Source organism: Alcaligenes sp. Lyrl_28, from assembly GCF_051948705.1.
Taxonomy (GTDB): domain Bacteria; phylum Pseudomonadota; class Gammaproteobacteria; order Burkholderiales; family Burkholderiaceae_B; genus Alcaligenes; species Alcaligenes ammonioxydans.
Genome location: NZ_JAYJLG010000002.1, coordinates 684,361 through 700,638, shown reverse-complemented (window position 1 = coordinate 700,638; position 16,278 = coordinate 684,361). Strand labels below are relative to the sequence as shown.

At 57.0% G+C, this 16,278-nt stretch carries 13 protein-coding genes; 4 read left to right on the top strand and 9 right to left on the bottom strand.

Annotated elements, in window-relative coordinates; translation table 11 throughout:
- Nucleotides 1-637: 637 nt before the first annotated feature.
- Nucleotides 638-2,101 carry a ribonuclease G gene (rng, locus tag VF694_RS07765; protein WP_003802398.1) on the top strand — a complete coding sequence of 488 codons (1,464 nt, stop codon included), beginning with the start codon at nt 638-640 and terminating at the stop codon, nt 2,099-2,101.
- A gap of 268 nt (nt 2,102-2,369) precedes the next feature.
- On the opposite strand, the gene VF694_RS07760 is transcribed toward rng, so the two are convergent.
- Nucleotides 2,370-2,828 carry a hypothetical protein gene (locus tag VF694_RS07760; protein ID WP_003802399.1) on the bottom strand — a complete coding sequence of 153 codons (459 nt, stop codon included), beginning with the start codon at nt 2,826-2,828 and terminating at the stop codon, nt 2,370-2,372.
- 30 nt (nt 2,829-2,858) lie between these two features.
- Nucleotides 2,859-4,658 (bottom strand): lipid A export permease/ATP-binding protein MsbA, encoded by a 1,800-nt coding sequence (msbA, locus tag VF694_RS07755; RefSeq protein ID WP_440164033.1) that lies wholly within the window; start codon nt 4,656-4,658, stop codon nt 2,859-2,861.
- A gap of 147 nt (nt 4,659-4,805) precedes the next feature.
- On the opposite strand from msbA, the gene VF694_RS07750 reads away from it, so the two are divergent.
- Genes VF694_RS07750 through VF694_RS07740 form a run of 3 tightly spaced genes read left to right on the top strand, consistent with a single transcriptional unit; the run spans nt 4,806 to nt 6,738 of the window.
- Entirely contained in the window at nt 4,806-5,711 is a 906-nt protein-coding gene (locus VF694_RS07750) for a glycosyltransferase family 9 protein (RefSeq protein ID WP_003802401.1), read from the top strand.
- Nucleotides 5,708-6,475, top strand: coding sequence for a YdcF family protein (locus VF694_RS07745; RefSeq protein WP_003802402.1), 768 nt, complete (start codon nt 5,708-5,710; stop codon nt 6,473-6,475). Before VF694_RS07750 ends, VF694_RS07745 begins: the two co-directional genes overlap by 4 nt.
- Nucleotides 6,472-6,738, top strand: coding sequence for a YkgJ family cysteine cluster protein (locus tag VF694_RS07740; RefSeq protein ID WP_003802403.1), 267 nt, complete (start codon nt 6,472-6,474; stop codon nt 6,736-6,738). The genes VF694_RS07745 and VF694_RS07740 overlap by 4 nt, the downstream gene beginning before the upstream one ends.
- Before the next feature lie 54 nt (nt 6,739-6,792).
- Here the strand turns inward: VF694_RS07740 and VF694_RS07735 are convergent, their stop codons facing one another.
- The 7 genes from VF694_RS07735 to dnaE form a co-directional block, all read right to left on the bottom strand.
- On the bottom strand, nt 6,793-7,911 hold the full coding sequence (locus VF694_RS07735) for a glycosyltransferase (protein WP_003802404.1): 1,119 nt from the start codon (nt 7,909-7,911) through the stop codon (nt 6,793-6,795).
- A gap of 158 nt (nt 7,912-8,069) precedes the next feature.
- Nucleotides 8,070-9,254: a glycosyltransferase family 4 protein gene (locus VF694_RS07730; RefSeq protein WP_003802405.1), complete on the bottom strand. Its 1,185-nt coding sequence runs from the start codon at nt 9,252-9,254 to the stop codon at nt 8,070-8,072.
- The gene (locus tag VF694_RS07725; RefSeq protein ID WP_003802406.1) at nt 9,251-9,967 is read right to left on the bottom strand and encodes a polysaccharide deacetylase family protein; all 717 of its coding nucleotides are present in this window, start codon (nt 9,965-9,967) and stop codon (nt 9,251-9,253) included. The genes VF694_RS07730 and VF694_RS07725 overlap by 4 nt, the downstream gene beginning before the upstream one ends.
- A gap of 33 nt (nt 9,968-10,000) precedes the next feature.
- Complete coding sequence (locus VF694_RS07720) at nt 10,001-10,807, bottom strand: glycosyltransferase family 2 protein (protein WP_051010442.1); 807 nt, start codon at nt 10,805-10,807, stop codon at nt 10,001-10,003.
- Nucleotides 10,780-11,622, bottom strand: coding sequence for a polysaccharide deacetylase family protein (locus VF694_RS07715; protein WP_003802408.1), 843 nt, complete (start codon nt 11,620-11,622; stop codon nt 10,780-10,782). The genes VF694_RS07720 and VF694_RS07715 overlap by 28 nt, the downstream gene beginning before the upstream one ends.
- Nucleotides 11,619-12,725, bottom strand: a complete 1,107-nt coding sequence (locus VF694_RS07710; RefSeq protein ID WP_440164029.1) for a glycosyltransferase family 4 protein — start codon at nt 12,723-12,725, stop codon at nt 11,619-11,621. The genes VF694_RS07715 and VF694_RS07710 overlap by 4 nt, the downstream gene beginning before the upstream one ends.
- Nucleotides 12,722-16,198: a DNA polymerase III subunit alpha gene (dnaE, locus tag VF694_RS07705; protein ID WP_003802410.1), complete on the bottom strand. Its 3,477-nt coding sequence runs from the start codon at nt 16,196-16,198 to the stop codon at nt 12,722-12,724. Before dnaE ends, VF694_RS07710 begins: the two co-directional genes overlap by 4 nt.
- Nucleotides 16,199-16,278 lie beyond the last annotated feature (80 nt).

Below are 16,278 nucleotides of genomic sequence, written 5' to 3'. Positions count from 1 at the left end.
CCTACCTACCTACCTACCTACCTACCTACCTACCTACCTACCTACCTACCTACCTACCTAACTACCTAACTACCTAACTAACTAGCTAACTAACTGACCGTCCTGTGGGTTGGTTGGCAAACCAGATGGCGACGGAGAACACACATCATCAGATCCTCGCCCCAAATCAAGAGTGTCTCTATATAGATAGGGGGTGGTTGAGTAGCCACCCTGATCAAGCATTATGCAGTGCTGTCAGCCACTCGGGGCCCCGGGACAGGGGTTGGGGCGAGTCAGACGACTTACCGCAGGTGTAGCCACCATCGGGGATGCAAGCAGTCTGCTGTTTGAGCCCAAGGTTTGTGCTTGGTCCGGGGGACCAATCACTAGGCGAGTTCAGACTGCGCCCCGATGGTGGCTCGGACAAGGGGACAGGCGCGGGGCACCGGCAAGTAGTCCGCCCCCCCTGTCCCGGGCCCCCGAGCGGCGTCCTATATAGAGCGGCTTGAACCACAAGCGCCCACAAGCAGTCCCCAGAACAAAGGCAAGCGAGGCATTCATCCTCCCTAAACACTCTATATAGTCATAAAGGCATAGCAGCCTCACTGACTTGGCCCTACACTAGCCCGGAACAGATATTCCTTTAGCGAAACTAACCATGCATGAAGACATCCTGATTAACGTAACTCCTTTCGAAACCCGTGTTGCCCTGGTCGAGCAAGGTGCTGTCCAGGAAATTCATATCGAGCGCAGCATCCAACGCGGCTATGTAGGGAACGTCTATCTAGGAAAGGTGGCGCGGGTTCTGCCCGGCATGCAAAGTGCCTTTATTGATATTGGCCTGGAGCGCGCGGCATTTATCCATGTTGCGGACTTGCGCCAGAACCGTACCGAACGCAATCAAGGTAGTGCGACTACACCCATTGAAAAGCTCCTGTTCGAAGGCCAGTCACTCTTAGTACAGGTCATCAAAGACCCCTTGGGCACCAAAGGTGCCCGTGTTTCCACGCAAATCAGCATCGCAGGTCGCATGTTGGTGTATCTCCCTTTTGACCCTCATATCGGGGTATCACAACGCATTGGCTCGGATGCGGACCGAATCGAGCTGCGAGAACGTGTCAGCCGTCTGATGCCCAAGGATGAAAAGGGGGGGTTTATCGTCCGCACTCAGGCTGAATGTGCCACAGACGAAGAAATCAGCGCCGACCAACAGTATCTGCGTACACTCTGGACGCGCATTCAGCAACGCATCCGCGAACAAGGCGCCCCCTCGGTGTTATATACAGACCTGAGCCTGGCGCAACGTGTGTTGCGCGATATGGTCACCCCCAACACTCAATCCATCATCGTGGATTCGCGTACGGTTGTACAAGAAATGAAGGAATGGGCCCAGATTTACACGCCGTCCGTACTGGAGCGCATCAGCCATCACAAAGGCAGCCGCGCCTTGTTTGACACGGCCCACGTCGATGAGGAAATCAACCGCGCCTTGTCGCGCCGGGTGGATTTGAAATCTGGCGGTTATTTGATTATCGATCAGACCGAAGCCCTGACAACCGTAGATGTGAATACCGGCGGCTTTGTGGGCGGACGCAACTTTGACGACACCATTTTCAAGACCAATCTGGAAGCGGCCATTGCCCTGGCTCGCCAGCTGCGCTTGCGCAATCTTGGCGGCATCATTATTTTGGACTTCATTGACATGGACGACCCCGCTCACCGGGAGTCGGTATTGCAGGAGCTGCAAAAAGCACTGGCCAAAGACCGCACGCGTGTGACGATTAACGGTTTTAGTCAGTTAGGCTTAGTGGAAATGACGCGCAAACGCACGCGCGACTCTCTGGCACATCAACTTTGCGAGCCCTGCCCAACCTGCCAGTCGCGCGGCTCAGTACGGACGGCTCGCACCGTCTGCTATGAAATTTTGCGTGAGGTGCTGCGCGAGGCCAAGCAGTTCAATCCCAAAGAGTTCCGCATCCTGGCATCGCAGGAAGTGGTGGATCTGTTTCTGGAAGAAGAAAGCCAGCATCTGGCGGTGGCGGGAGACTTTATTGGCAAGCCTATTTCTTTGGAGGTAGACCCCCATTACTCCCAGGAACAGTACGACATTATTTTGCTGTAAATCCACGGTGCCCGGGACGAGCAGCGCGGACACTGTGGGCAACGCTCTGGCTCGCCCTGCCCCACACGCCAGAACTTGAGCAGGCGGGGACTCGGTCTTGGGCTCCGGGACAAAACACGGGTTCACCCTTGTCAAGAAAAGCCCTTGCAGAAACGATCAACCCGCCAAAAAGGCGGGTCAAGTGTGACTCAGGGGGGTTACCTGTCATCTGCGTGGCGTCTGAGCAGAGCCGGACGCGGTGCTCTTCACGCCCAGAAAACCGTGATGCTTAAAGCGGCGTAACAGGCACAAAGTCATCCTCGGGCACCACCTCTTTAGGCGCATCCTCGGGGTTACATACGCCGGGAGCACGCAAAGAGGTAAATATTTCATTGATTTCCTTTTTGACGTTGCCCGAGTAGCTATAAACCTTGGCATCTACCCAGCCTTTTTGCATCAGGGTCAGGTCCACCAGAATACTTTTTTCCCAACCCGCCCCCGGCTCCAGTTCGTAACGCAAGGTCCCATAGCTGGCTTGACGCTCGTCCATCTTGAATACGGCCGCTTTACCGCACTCTGCCTGATGTTTGAACAAGGCGCGCTGAATGGCTACAAAATCCATATTGATGCGCCGCTCGGTCTTGAAATAGCTGGAGCGACGCAAATCCTGCTCCCGCAATTCTGCATTCTGCTTGGCGCACCCTGCCAACACAGCCAAACCAGCCAGCGCAAGAATGATTTTCTTCATGATGTTCCTTATGGTGCAGCCCCCGGCTGCTTACTCGTTGAACTGAAATTGCATTTGGTAAAAACCGGCGTATACACCGTTGCGGGCCAACAGTTCATCGTGACGACCCTGCTCAATAATCCGCCCCTCATCCAGCACCAGAATTTGATCGGCATTTTGAACCGTGGACAAGCGATGCGCGATCACCAAGGTGCTGCGCCCCTTCATCAGGGTCTCAAGAGACATCTGAACCTGGCGTTCGGACTCATTATCCAGCGCCGAGGTGGCCTCATCCAGAATCAGGATCGGCGCATTTTTGATCAGGGCACGAGCAATAGCCAGACGCTGGCGCTGACCGCCAGACAAGGAGTTGGCATTTTCGCCCACCATCGTATCGAGCCCCTGCGGCAGACTTTCCACGAACTCACGCAGATTGGCCGCTTCCAGCGCTTCCCAGATACGCTGTACAGAAACATCGGCATCGATGCCGGCTCCGTACGCCACGTTCTGGCCAATCGTCGCCTCAAACAGCACGACATCCTGGCTGACCAGAGAAATGTGGCTACGCAAGCTGCGCAAGGTCAGCTCTTCCGACGCAATACCATCGATTCGAACTTGTCCGCTAGTCGGAAGCAGAAAGCGTGGGACCATATTGGCCAGTGTCGTCTTGCCACTGCCCGAGCGCCCCACCAGCGCAATGGTCTGTCCCGGCTGGACGGCAAAGCTGACCTCTGACAAGGTGTTGCGATGGGCATTGGGGAAACGATGCGACACGGCATCGAATTCAATATGGCCGTACACAGGCTGCTTGAGTTCGCGGGTGCCCGTGTCCGGCTCTGGCTCCTGATCGACCAGCTTGAACACGCTTTCTGCGGCCACCAACATGCGTTGCATGGTGCCCGTGATATTGGTCAAGCGCTTGATCGGGTCAAAGATCTGCCCCAGAGCAGCCATGAATGCCGCAAAGCTGCCTATGGTCAATGTGCCGGTATTGGCCTGATACAGGGCTACAAAAATGACCCCGGCCACTGCAATGGACACAAACAACTGAGTAATGGGCGACAAGGCGGCATCAGCCGAGGCTGCACGCATGGCAAAACGACGCAAGCGGGCGTTCACATAACTGAAACGGGTGTTTTCACGCTCATAACCATCAAACAGCTTGATAACGCGCTGGGCATCAATGGCTTCGCTGACGACCCGGGTCAATTCGGCATTCATGTTGACGGTATCGCGATTGATGCGTCGCAGCCGGCGTGACACCATTTTGGCCACGAAGACCGAGGCAGGCATGACCAGAAACACGATGACGGTCAGTTGCCACGACATGTAAAGCAGCACACCCAGCAAGGCGATGACCGTCAGGGTTTCACGCACCACAACCGTGACCACCTCTGTGGCCACCCCTGTCATGGTGCCCGCATCAATCGTGAAACGGTTCAGCAAGCGACCCGTGTCGCCTTGTTTGAACTCCGAATCGGACAATCCCAGCAGGCGCGAGAACATGTCTGCCCGTAACGTCAGCAACATTTTGTTGGCGATCCAGGCAAACAAATAAGAGCTGCCGTAGGTGGTGATCCCCCGTACAAACATCAACCCGATCACCGACAAGGGGATGGTCCACATATAGTCGGGATTGGCGCCGGTAAAGCCCCCGTCCAGCAAGGGCTTCATAATGACTGCCAGGACCGGCTGGGTGGCCGAGGAAATGCTGACCAGGATCAGCGCGACCACGACAACCTTCCAATACGGGAGCAAACGGCTGTAAATGCGCTTCCAGAGATCGGATTTGACGGGATCGTGCCCAGCAGGCTTGATTTTGGATTGTATGGCGTTGGACAACGAGGACACCCTATATACTATCTAATTGTGTTTATTCTAACGCTCATTGCCTGAATCGAGCGTCCTGGCTCTTGTACGCTCTGTCTCGTTGTCCTGTTCATGTCTGATCCCTCTGCCCTTTACCTGCGATTGCCTAATTGGCTAGGCGATGTATGCATGAGCCTGCCGTGTCTACAGGCTCTGCTGGATACCGGTTTGCCGGTTGTCGTGTGCGCCCGTCCCTGGGCCCGCGAACTGCTTTCGGCTTACCCCTTGCACGGTTTCATTCCCATGACCAGCCACTGGCATCAGGACGCCAAAGCCATACGTCGCTATCGCCGCCAGCATGGCCATCACAATGCGTACGGCCTGCTGCTGCCAGACTCGCTAAGCAGCGCTCTCAGTTTCAAACTGGCCGGCCTGCCAGCCTGCGGCTACCGGGACGATGGTCGTAGCCTTTTATTACGTTGGCCGATCAATAAACCGCAAAAGCAGTTGCATGCAGTGCAATCCTGGTTCTATATTGTTCAGCAGGCTTTGGCACTGTGGCATCTAGGCCCGGTTCCTGAACAAGCCCCAGCCACCCTGGACTTGACGCTCAGCCCCCTGCAACGGCAAGAAGGCGACAACAGTCTGCGCCAAGCCGCCCTGCGCCCCGGTGACTATATTCTGATCGCCCCGACGGCAACGGGACTGCATAAAGGCCGTGTCAAAGTCTGGCCTTATTTCGACCAACTGACCCGCCATCTGCAAGCCCAAGGCAAAACCGTCATTATGTGCCCCCCGCCCAACGAGTATGAGGCCGCCCTGCAAAATGCGCCTAGCGCACGCTGTTTGCCGCCTTTGCCCCTGGGCGCGTTTGCACGACTTTGCCAGCAGGCGCAGTGGGTTATTTGCAATGACTCCGGCGTGTCTCATGTCGCCGCCGCCATCAAGGCCCAGCAACTGACCCTCTGTGGCGTCACCAACCCCGAGGATACCGGTCCCTGGTCTCCACGGGCGATCTGCCTGGGTAGGGATGGTCAATGGCCGACGTTGGACGAGGTGGCACATGTCCTGGAGTCCAAGCGGGAACATCCATGAGCCTATCGAGCATTCTGACCAGCCTGGTCATTCCACTGAATTTGTTTGCCGCTCTGCTGCTAGTGGCGGTCCTGCTGTTTATCGTGCGTCTGCGAAAAACTGCCGCTGCGCTGGCCTTGGCCGGCTTACTCTGGACAGGCGCCTGGTCCTTGCCCGCCACCAGCCTGTATGCCGGTGGCTATCTGGAGAAGATGTATCCTTACCAGCCTGCCGCCCAGGTGGAACAAGCCGATGCCATCGTGGTGTTGGGAGGGCATACCGCCCAAAACCGCAGCAACTGGTTTTTGCCACAGACGGCGCAAAGAACCTCGGCACGGGTAGAGCGGGCTGCAGAACTCTATAAGGCGGGCCGGGCCCCCTATATCGTCCTGTCCGGCGCGGCCCTGGACGGCGGGGTGAGTGAAGCCCAGGTCATGGCTAACACCCTGATCAATCTGGATGTTCCCGCTTCCGCCACACTGATGGAAAACAATAGTCTGACCACCCAGCAAAACGGCGAGTACACGGCCCAGTTGCTGCAGGAAAAGCAAGCCAGACGGGTTCTGCTGGTCACCTCTGCCCTGCACATGCCTCGAGCCATGGCCATTTTTCGCAAGCAAGGGGTCAATGTGATTGCGGCAGGCGCCGCTCCACAGTTGACGGTACCGAACAGTCCCGGCTTTTCCCTGTGGAAGCCCAGTCTGATGGCCTTGCAATCGAGCCGTTCCATCATCAAGGAATACGTTGGAATTCTGGTGTACTGGTCCCGAGGATGGGCCGCATGATCTGTCGTTCCGACTGCGGGGCCTGCTGTATCGCCCCCTCGATCTCCAGCCCCATCCCCGGTATGCCCGACGGCAAACCCGCTGGTGTGCCCTGTATCCAGCTTGATGAACAACAGCGATGCCGAATTTTTGGTCAGCCAGAGCGGCCGGCCTGTTGCTCTGGCTTGCAAGCTAGTCGGGAAATGTGCGGGGAAAAGCGGCAGGATGCGTTGATCTGGTTAAGCACCTTGGAAACGCTGACCGCTCCTGGCTTGAAGTCTTAAACAAAGAGACATTCAGGCTCAAGTCCAGAATGTCTCTTTTTTTACCAGGGACGCTTAGCTGCCGGTTTTCGCTTTCAGATAGGCCTGATAGGTATCTAATGAAAAACGCTGTGCATCAAACCGTTTTTCTGCTCTGACTCTGGCCCGTTTACCCACCGTATGCAGACAGTATTTCTGACACAACATGTCCCGTACGTGAGTTTCAATGGCCGCCACGTCACCACATGGCACCACCCAGCCCTCATGCTGATGCTCTATGCTCTCTGGCAAACCGCCCGCGTTGGAGATCAGCACCGGCAGCCCCAATGCCAACGACTCGTAGCACGCATAAGATGCCGACTCTTTATACGACAAGACAAAACCGACATCACACGCTGCCAATACCGAACGAACGTCTTTGACCAATCCGGGAAACACCACTTGTTGCGCACACCCCAAGGCCTGTACCTGTTCGCAGACCGCAGGGGCAGGCGGATCGCCAGCCACCAGAATCCGCACGCGCTGTTTCAGCGCGGGCTCCAGACGGGCCACGGCCTGCACCAGTAGCAGCCAGCCCTTTTCCAGATCCGTTCCCCCTACCGAGCCCAGAACCAGACAGTCCTCTGTCACGCCCGGACCAAACAGCGCCAAACGGGCCGCCTGTTTTTCCTGCCGACTGACCGGACGATAATGTTCCAGGTCCAGACCATGGTAAATCCGCTCAACCGTGCAACGTCGATAATCCGAATGGGCCAGTTGTTGTGCCACATAATCGCTAACAGCAATACACAGATCGGTTCCAAAGCGTGCTCGCAAGCGATTGCCAAGACTGTGAACGCGATTGGTATTGTGTTTGGTCCAGATAATGACGGGCGGCTTGGGCAGCATCTTGCTGGCGATCATGACATGACGATGATCGGTACTGCCGTTGCAATGCACGATATCAAAGCTCTCGCGCCGCAAAAAATGGCGCAGACGCCACATTTCAGACAAAGCGGCCCCTACTCGGGCTGTGTAAAAGCCCGGCAGCACCCTGACCCCCGGGATCTGGGAGGCTTCGCGATATAAACGACCCGTTGTCGGCGCCGCCAGCGTAAAGTCACACCGATGCGACAGTCCGCGCAACAACCCCAAAATATAGGTGACATGGCCGCCGCCATTACCGTGGTGTATATCCGTGATCAGGACCTTCAAAACTCGCTCCATCAGCGGCTGTGGATGACAAGTAAATGCTCAGGTCAAGCATCTACCGGCCACAAAGTGTATCCGCTATTTCACAAGCTGAACAATGACTGAACGCCAGCTCGGGCGTTTTTATATCAGTAAAAGAGAAAAACGGGTCTTGGGCAGCCTTATGCTTGGCGGCGACGCAACACTTTTTGATACAGGTCTTGATACCGCGCTGCCACGGCCGGCCAACTGAACTGGACAAGCAGTTCACGAGAATTTTCGACCAGATTGCGTGCCATCACCGGATTTTTACTGATTGCCTCGATACCTTGGGCCAGTTCCCGGGCATCTTCGGGATGGCTGAGCAACAGCGCATGATAGTCACCCTGCACATACTGGGCAAAGCCACACCAGGGGGCCGGACTCAAGACCACGGGCAAGCCATAAGACATAGCCTCTAAAGGCGCCATGCCAAAGCTGTCATTCAGGGTGGGGTGTACGTAAATATCAGCAGCACGATAAAACGGTTCGACGTTGGACGTTTCCCCCTGCAAGATCACGCGATCCTGCATGTTCAAGGCCTGCAATTGCTGTCGAATTTGATCCCGCAGCCCTGGTTTACCTCCTACAACCAGCAGGCGGTAATGATCGGGTAGTGTCGCCAGGGCGTGCAAGACGGTATTTAAGCCCTTGCGCAGCGGATTGCGCGCCACCAGCAGGCACACCACCTGTTCCTTGCCAAAACCCAGGGACTCGCGAACACGGGCACGCTCGACTCCCTGAGGGTCCGCTTTGGGCATAAGCACACCGGGAGCAATCACCGGATAATCATGCACATTGCCATACGATTGCTGCAATTGCTCGGCAATCAATCCCGATACCGCAACAACAGCATGCGGCCCAGGACGCAAACGACGCTTTTCCAAACCCAGATACCCCCAGACCCGAGGGCTGAAATACGAGCCCAGCTTTTTCAGCCAGGGCAAAGGCCGCACCCGCCAGTTAAAACGAACGGGGGTCACATGAACGACCTCCACATCACCACACCAACCATTCATATGCGAATGAACAATATCAAAGCCCTGGGCAGTGGCCTTGGCCGCCTGGCGCGCAAAGAGAATACCGCGTATCCAGCCCGGCCAGCGTGACCAATGACGGATAGGGACATAGGCCAGCTTCAGGTCGCAGCGGCTGTCATATTCACGTGCAAAGACAGTGATTTCATGGTGCTGCGCCAACTCGCGCATCAGTTCAACGCCATAGGCCTCGGCGCCCCCGAAGCGGTTGCCAAAGCGGTCGACCACAAACGCAATGCGCAGGCGCTCGGGAATCGCCACGTCAGTATCCTGGGCTTGCCCTGAGCTCATGAGCGGGATACCGTCCGGCGCTTGTCTTCCAGCCGCGTCACGCATTTTTGGAGGAAACGCAAAATATTCGTGGAACGCGAGACAGTGACACGTGGCAGGTCAAACAGATCATCATCGAGACGGGCCAGCCCCCGGTTGGTGGTGGTGGCATTCAGGTAGCCCGCTTGACGCACCTGCTCGCGAATCCCCTGATTCTGATCCCCATAGGGATAACAAAAGGCGCTGACCTCTACTTGCAACGCCTCTTGCAGCTCTGCCTTGGATTGCGCAATCTGGTAATGCGCAATTTCCGAAGAGACATCAGTCAAATGTACATGATCGAGCGTATGCGAACCCGCTTCGTGCCCAGCATTCACCCAGGCCCGCAATTCGGGCAAGGACATCAGACCGGAATGCGGTACGCCTTTGGGCTGATCCCAGAAATTGGAGCCATCCAGATGACGGGCAACAATGTAATTGGTCGCGGTAAAACCCAACTCGTCCAGCACCGGCATGGCGTTCTGAAAGACGTTTCGATAGCCATCATCAAAGCTGATCCCCACCACCTTGCCCTGCTTTTCACCGCGCAGGTACGGCATCAACTGGGCCATGGAAAGGCCCCGGTAACCCAAGCGCTTGAGCCAGGTCATCTGGCGCCGGAAGTCGGTGGGATGCACGGTCAAACCACGATACGGCGAGCCTTTGGGCGCGGGCACGCCGACCTGATGGTACATAAGTATCGGAATCATAGGCGGCATTATAAGGGGCTAATCAGACTTCTGGCGGGTGTAATACCAGAGCTTACTATATCGAAACAAACTGCCCGAAGCGGCCATGCAGGCCAGGATAAAGCCCTGCGGTCCATCCAGAAAACCCCGCCGAACGACATAGTGACGCACAAACGTCCAACTGGCGTGGCCTGCAATAGCGGGCAGGCTGGTCGTCTTGCCCTTGGCCTGCATCTGGCGCGCCGCATCCGAGGAATAGCGGTTGATCTTGTCAATAAACACTTCCAGACTGGCGTAGGGGTAATGCAGAAAATGGCCTTCCAAAGTGAGCACGGGCGCGGTAGTCTGTACGCTTTCATGGACTTTGGCCTCATTAAAACGAGCCGTACCGCGCTTGAATAAGCGCAAGACCCGATCCGGCCACCAACCACTATGACGCATCCAGCGCCCGGCAAACTCGGACAGGCGCGCGATCCGGTACGCCGTGCCTTGAGGCTGGGCGATTTCCTGCTGAATCAACTGCGCCAGCTCAGGGGTGACGCGCTCATCCGCATCAATGGACAACACCCAGTCGCCCGTAGCCTGATCCAATGCCCGGTTTTTCTGCGGTCCAAACCCAGGCCAGTCTGAAGTGACCGTAACCTTCGCCCCCATGGCGCGAGCAATCTCCACCGTCTCATCCGTGCTGCCGGAGTCCACCACGATGATCTCGTGCGCAAACGCGACCGACTCCAGACAGGCACGAATGTGTGTCTGTTCATTTTTGGTGATCACGATAACGGACAGGCGCGCCCCGCTGCCCAAGGGGGCGACTGCTGTTACTTCTGTCGTTGACGACGGCGCCATGCTTTCCACCTGTTGAAAATCGGCCCGATCACGGGATGGACCGCCACGTTCAGCCTGCGCCCAACGGACACGCCCGTGGTATCGCGCACGGCAAAACGATAAATATGCAAAGGATCACTGCCGGGCTGGTTGGAGCCAAAGGCTCGCGTTGTGTACAAATAGCGAAAGCCCGCCTGCTGGGCGAGCTGCACATAGTCCGGATCAAAATAACCTTGAGGCCAGCACAACTGGTCTGAGACCATTCCCATGTTGGCGATCAGAGTTTTGCGGGACTGCTCCAGCTCCCAGCGCATCTTGTCATTCTTTTGATCGCGCTGCTCACTCAGATCCCAGCGAGTATGGGTATGGGTATGGCTATGGAACTCAAACACCCCATCGGCCTGCATAGCGTGAATTTCACTCCAGCGCAAAATCACTTCATCGCTCCGGCCTTGGGCAATCCGTGCTTCGCATTCCCGATGGTCCGGGCATACAGGCAACTCCTGGCCCTGGCCCAGACAAGGACGCACAGGCCCCTCGTTGATCCAGCTTGTCACCAGGAAGATCACGGCATTAAAGCCATACTTTTTCAGCAAGGGATAGGCGTAGACCCAGTTATCCAGGTAACCATCATCAAAGGTAATCAACACCGATTTGGGTGGTACGCCCTGACCTTGCAAATGGCCAGCAAACTGCGCGCTTGTCAGGCTGGTCCAGCCGTTTTTCTTCAACCATTGCAAATGCTGCTCGAAATGCTCGGGACTGGCATTGATCATGCCCCCTTGCGGGGTGACATGGTGATACATCATCACGGGCACAGTATGGGCCACTTTCATCCCTGAAGCTCCTTTAGCCAGCGGTAATAAGCGCCCTCCAGCCGATCGCCCATGGCTACTGGCGTAAAACGCTCGTCACTACGACAGAACAGGCGGCCAGCGGCGCCCATCTCCTGTCGCAATCCGGGGTTCTGAATCAATTGCTCCAACGCCTCCCCCCACGCCTGCTGATCGTGCAGGTCCACCAGAAAACCGCTACGGCCCTCCTGCATCATTTCCGGCACACCGCCCACGCGGCTTCCCACAACAGGAATGCCTGTACACCCTGCCTCCGCAAAGACCGTCCCCGAGGCTTCCATGTGGGTAGCCAGGGCGAACACATCAAGATTGGGAAGAATCGACGGCACGTCGGTACGGGCTCCCAACAAATGCACACGGCTCTGCAAGCCCAGACTGGCAATCAGGGCTTGCAATTGCTCATAGCCCGGCGCCCCCCCTCCCACCAGCACCAAATGCAGTTTGGGATAACGGGCAAACAAGGTCTGCATGGCAACAATCAACTCATGATGCCCTTTATCGCGCCGCAACACGGCAACACAGCCCACCAGCAAGGTATCGGAGGCCAGCCCCAATTGCGCACGCAAATCGAGCACAGGTGCACGGTCTATGCGCGCCGGGTCGACACTGGGGTAGACCACTTGCACCTGCCCGGGTTTCACCCCCCGCTCGATCAGGTGATCTCGCACGTAGGCGCTGGGTGCAATCACTCGCTTGGGCACGATGGTGTAAGACATCAAAGAGCCCACCTTCTTGGCCAGATGGCGCGTGCGCACGATCAAGGGAGTGCCCGCAAGACGAGCTGCCACGCCGGCCAACATGGTGTCGCGACGGCTGTGACTGTTCAAGACATCAAACCGCCCCTGGCGCAACACGCGGCGCAAGTGGCGTACGCCACGCAGATAATTGGCCGTACCATCCATCAGCAAGGTATGAACAACAAAGCCCTCATCACGCAACCGTTCGGTCAATTGTGCATGCGGCTGACACGCCGCCTCTACCTGATGCCCGCGTTCTCGCAGAATGCGCATGGCATGCAGGATGTAGTTTTCCTGACCGCCAAAGCTGGTGGCGGCTTCCGAATGCAGAATGCGCAACGGGTTCATCGGTAGCTGATCTCCACATCCGTGGTCGCGTCCCATGCTTCCAGTTGCTCCAGCAGGGAGTCGGCCAGACGTACGCGCCATTGGGCTCCCAACTGAACCACACACTCATAATCGGGGCGCTGTAACTGCACTTCAACCGGCACGCCGCCCTGCTCCTGAGCACGGTGCGGGGCCAGAAGACTGTGCAGACGCTGCGCGTCAGCATGATGATTCAACCCGATGCTCAAACAACTGGCGCGCGCTTCGCGAGCCAGTTGCAAATCAAAAATGGCATCCGCATTGATACGCAGGCCGCCGGTATAATCGTCATTGCTGACCTTGCCTTGAATGATGACCAACTGATCCTCTTTCAAACGCTGACGATGCTCTTCAAACAGCTCATTGAAAATGGCGACTTCCAACTGGGCCGAGCCATCATCGAGCATGGCATACAGCATCTTGCCACGACGGGTCATGCGCACACGCACGGCCGAGAGCACTCCTGCAAACCACTGCGCACTGCGTGATGCCTCCAGACGGGCCAGTGGTGTGGGCGCAAAACGGCGCACTTCATCGCGCCAGGCATCAAACAAGTGACCGCTGAAGTAAAAGCCCAGTGCCGTCTTTTCCTGGCGCAAGCGATCCTGCAGACTCCACGGGGCCACTTTGGCCACTTCGCCTTCCACAATATCGTTGGAATCGTCGTCAAACAAAGAGGACTGATTGGCACTGCGTTCAGCCTGCTCCGCGGCCTCGGTGGCGGCACCAATACTGGCCAGCAAGGCGGCCCGATTGTCGTCGATCGAGTCAAAGGCGCCTGCCCGCACCAGCGCCTCAATCGTGCGCTTGTTGACCTGATGACGATCCACCCGACGACAGAAATCAAACAGGCTGGTAAAAGGACCGCCTTGTTTGCGAGCCTCCACAATGGCCTCAACTGCCGCCTGGCCGGTTCCTTTAACCGCCCCCAGACCATAGCGCATGGTGCGGGGCGGCAGGCCTTTTTCGGTATAACTATCCTTGACCGGCTCAAACCGGTAATTGGAGGCATTGATATCGGGTGGCAGCACTTCCACGCCATTGGCCAGGGCGTCTTTCCAGAAAATCTGTACCTTGTCCGTATCGTCCATATCGGACAACAAGGTGGCGGCCAGAAACTCGGCGGGATGGTGGGCCTTGAGCCACGCCGTCTGATAGGCGATCAGCGCATAGGCGGCAGAGTGACTCTTGTTAAAGCCGTAGCCTGCAAACTTTTCCATCAGGTCAAACAGCTTGACCGCCAGTTCCGGGTCGTGTCCTTTTTTGACGGCCCCTTCCTGGAACAACACACGATGCTTGGCCATCTCCTCGGGCTTTTTCTTGCCCATGGCACGGCGCAGCAAGTCGGCGCCCCCCAATGAGTAGCCACCGATGATCTGCGAGATCAGCATCACCTGTTCCTGGTAAACAATGACCCCGTAAGTGCTGCTCAGGGTGCTTTCCAGATCAGGGTGGAAATAATCGACCTCGGCGCGACCGTGTTTACGGTTCACGAAATCCACCACCATGCCCGACTCCAGTGGACCCGGGCGATACAAAGCCAGCATGGCGATGATGTCTTCAAAGGTTGAGGGCCGCAAACTGCGCAGCAGCTCTTTCATGCCCCGCGATTCCAGCTGGAACACCGCCGTGGTATTTCCTTCGCACAAGAGCTTGTAGGAAGCCTCGTCATCCAATGGCAGCGCCATGATGTCAAAGTCGCGCTTGTCTGCGTTGAACTGGCGCACATAGCGCACCGCCCAATCCAGAATGGTCAGGTTGCGCAAGCCCAAAAAGTCGAACTTGACCAGACCGGCAGCCTCCACATCGTCCTTGTCATATTGCGATACGGCGTTGGCGTCCGGGCCTGGCTGCGCGTACAGGGGGCAAAAGTCGATCAACTTGCCCGGCGCAATCAAAACGCCCCCGGCGTGCATCCCCACACTGCGCGTCAGCCCCTCCAGCGGACGGGCCAGATCGATCAGCGCTTTGACTTCCTCGTCATTTTCGTAACGCTCGCGAAAGGCGGGCTCGTCGGCCAGCGCCCGCTCCAGCGTCCACGGATCGGCAGGGTTGAACGGGATCAGCTTGGACAAGCCATCACACAGGCTGTAGGGCAGCTCCAGCACCCGGCCCACGTCACGCACCACCGCTTTCGCACCCAAGGTGCCAAAAGTCGCGATCTGGCTGACGGCCTGCCGACCGTATTTTTGTTTGACGTAATCAATGACGCGCTCGCGATTGTCCTGACAAAAGTCCACGTCAAAGTCAGGCATGGAGACCCGTTCAGGGTTCAGGAAACGTTCGAACAGCAAGTCATAGCGCAAGGGGTCCAGATCGGTAATCCCCATGCTGTACGCTACCAGGGAGCCCGCCCCCGATCCCCGACCCGGCCCCACGGGCACGCCATTGTGCTTGCCCCAGTTGATAAAGTCCGCCACGATCAGGAAGTAGCCCGGAAAACCCATGGAAATGATGGTGTTGCATTCCCAAGAGAGGCGCTCCTCGTAAGTGGGACGCTGTTTTTCGCGTTCGGCCGGATCGGGATAGAGCTGCAGCAAACGCTTTTCCAGCCCTTGCTGGGCCTGTTGAATCAGAAAGTCGCCCAGCGACATACCCTCAGGCGTTGGGAAATCGGGCAGATAAGGCTTGCCCAATTCCAGTTCCAGATTGCAACGCTTGGCAATCTCCAGCGTGTTCTCCAGTGCAGCGGGAACATCGGCAAAACGCTGCTGCATTTCATCCGTACTCAGAAAGTACTGCTCCGGCGTAAAACGCTTGACCCGCTTGGGATTGGCCAACTGCTCGCCTTCGGCGATACACACCCGCACTTCGTGAGCCCGAAAGTCCTCTGGCGCAATGAACTGAATCGGGTGCGTGGCCACGACCGGCAAGTCCAGCTCCGCAGCCAGACGCATGGCGGCCTGCACGTATAGCTCATCACCGTCCGCGCCACTGCGCTGCAATTCGATATAAAAAGCGCCGGGGAACAAGGACTCCCAGTGATGGGCACACTCACGAGCCAACTCCAGATTGCCATCAGCCAGGGCCTGGCCGACATCCCCCATGCGGCCACCGGACAGCGCAATCAAACCGCTGCACTCCTTAAGCCAGGCACGCTGCACTTCGGCGCGCCCCTTGTACTGGTTGCCCAGCCAGGCTCGAGTCAAAATATCACACAGACTTAAATAACCCGCCTCGTTTTGCACCAGCAGCAGCAAGCGCGCCGGTTTTTCACGGTCTTCCTCGTTCTGCAGCCAGATATCACATCCCATGATGGCTTTCAGCCCGGCTTTGCGTGCCGAGGTATAGAACTTGATCTGCCCGAACAAATTGGACAGGTCCGTCAAGGCCAGCGCGGGCTGACCATAGGCCTGCGCTTTTTTAATCATTTCGGGGATACGGGCGATGCCGTCCACCACGGAAAATTCCGAGTGGGATCGCAAATGGACAAAGGAAGGGGTGATTTCGCTCATGATGGAATTGTACTTAAGCCGATCGACATTGGTGGCTCTGAAATAAGACTGCAGCCGATGAGCCTGCCTTAAAAAGCAGG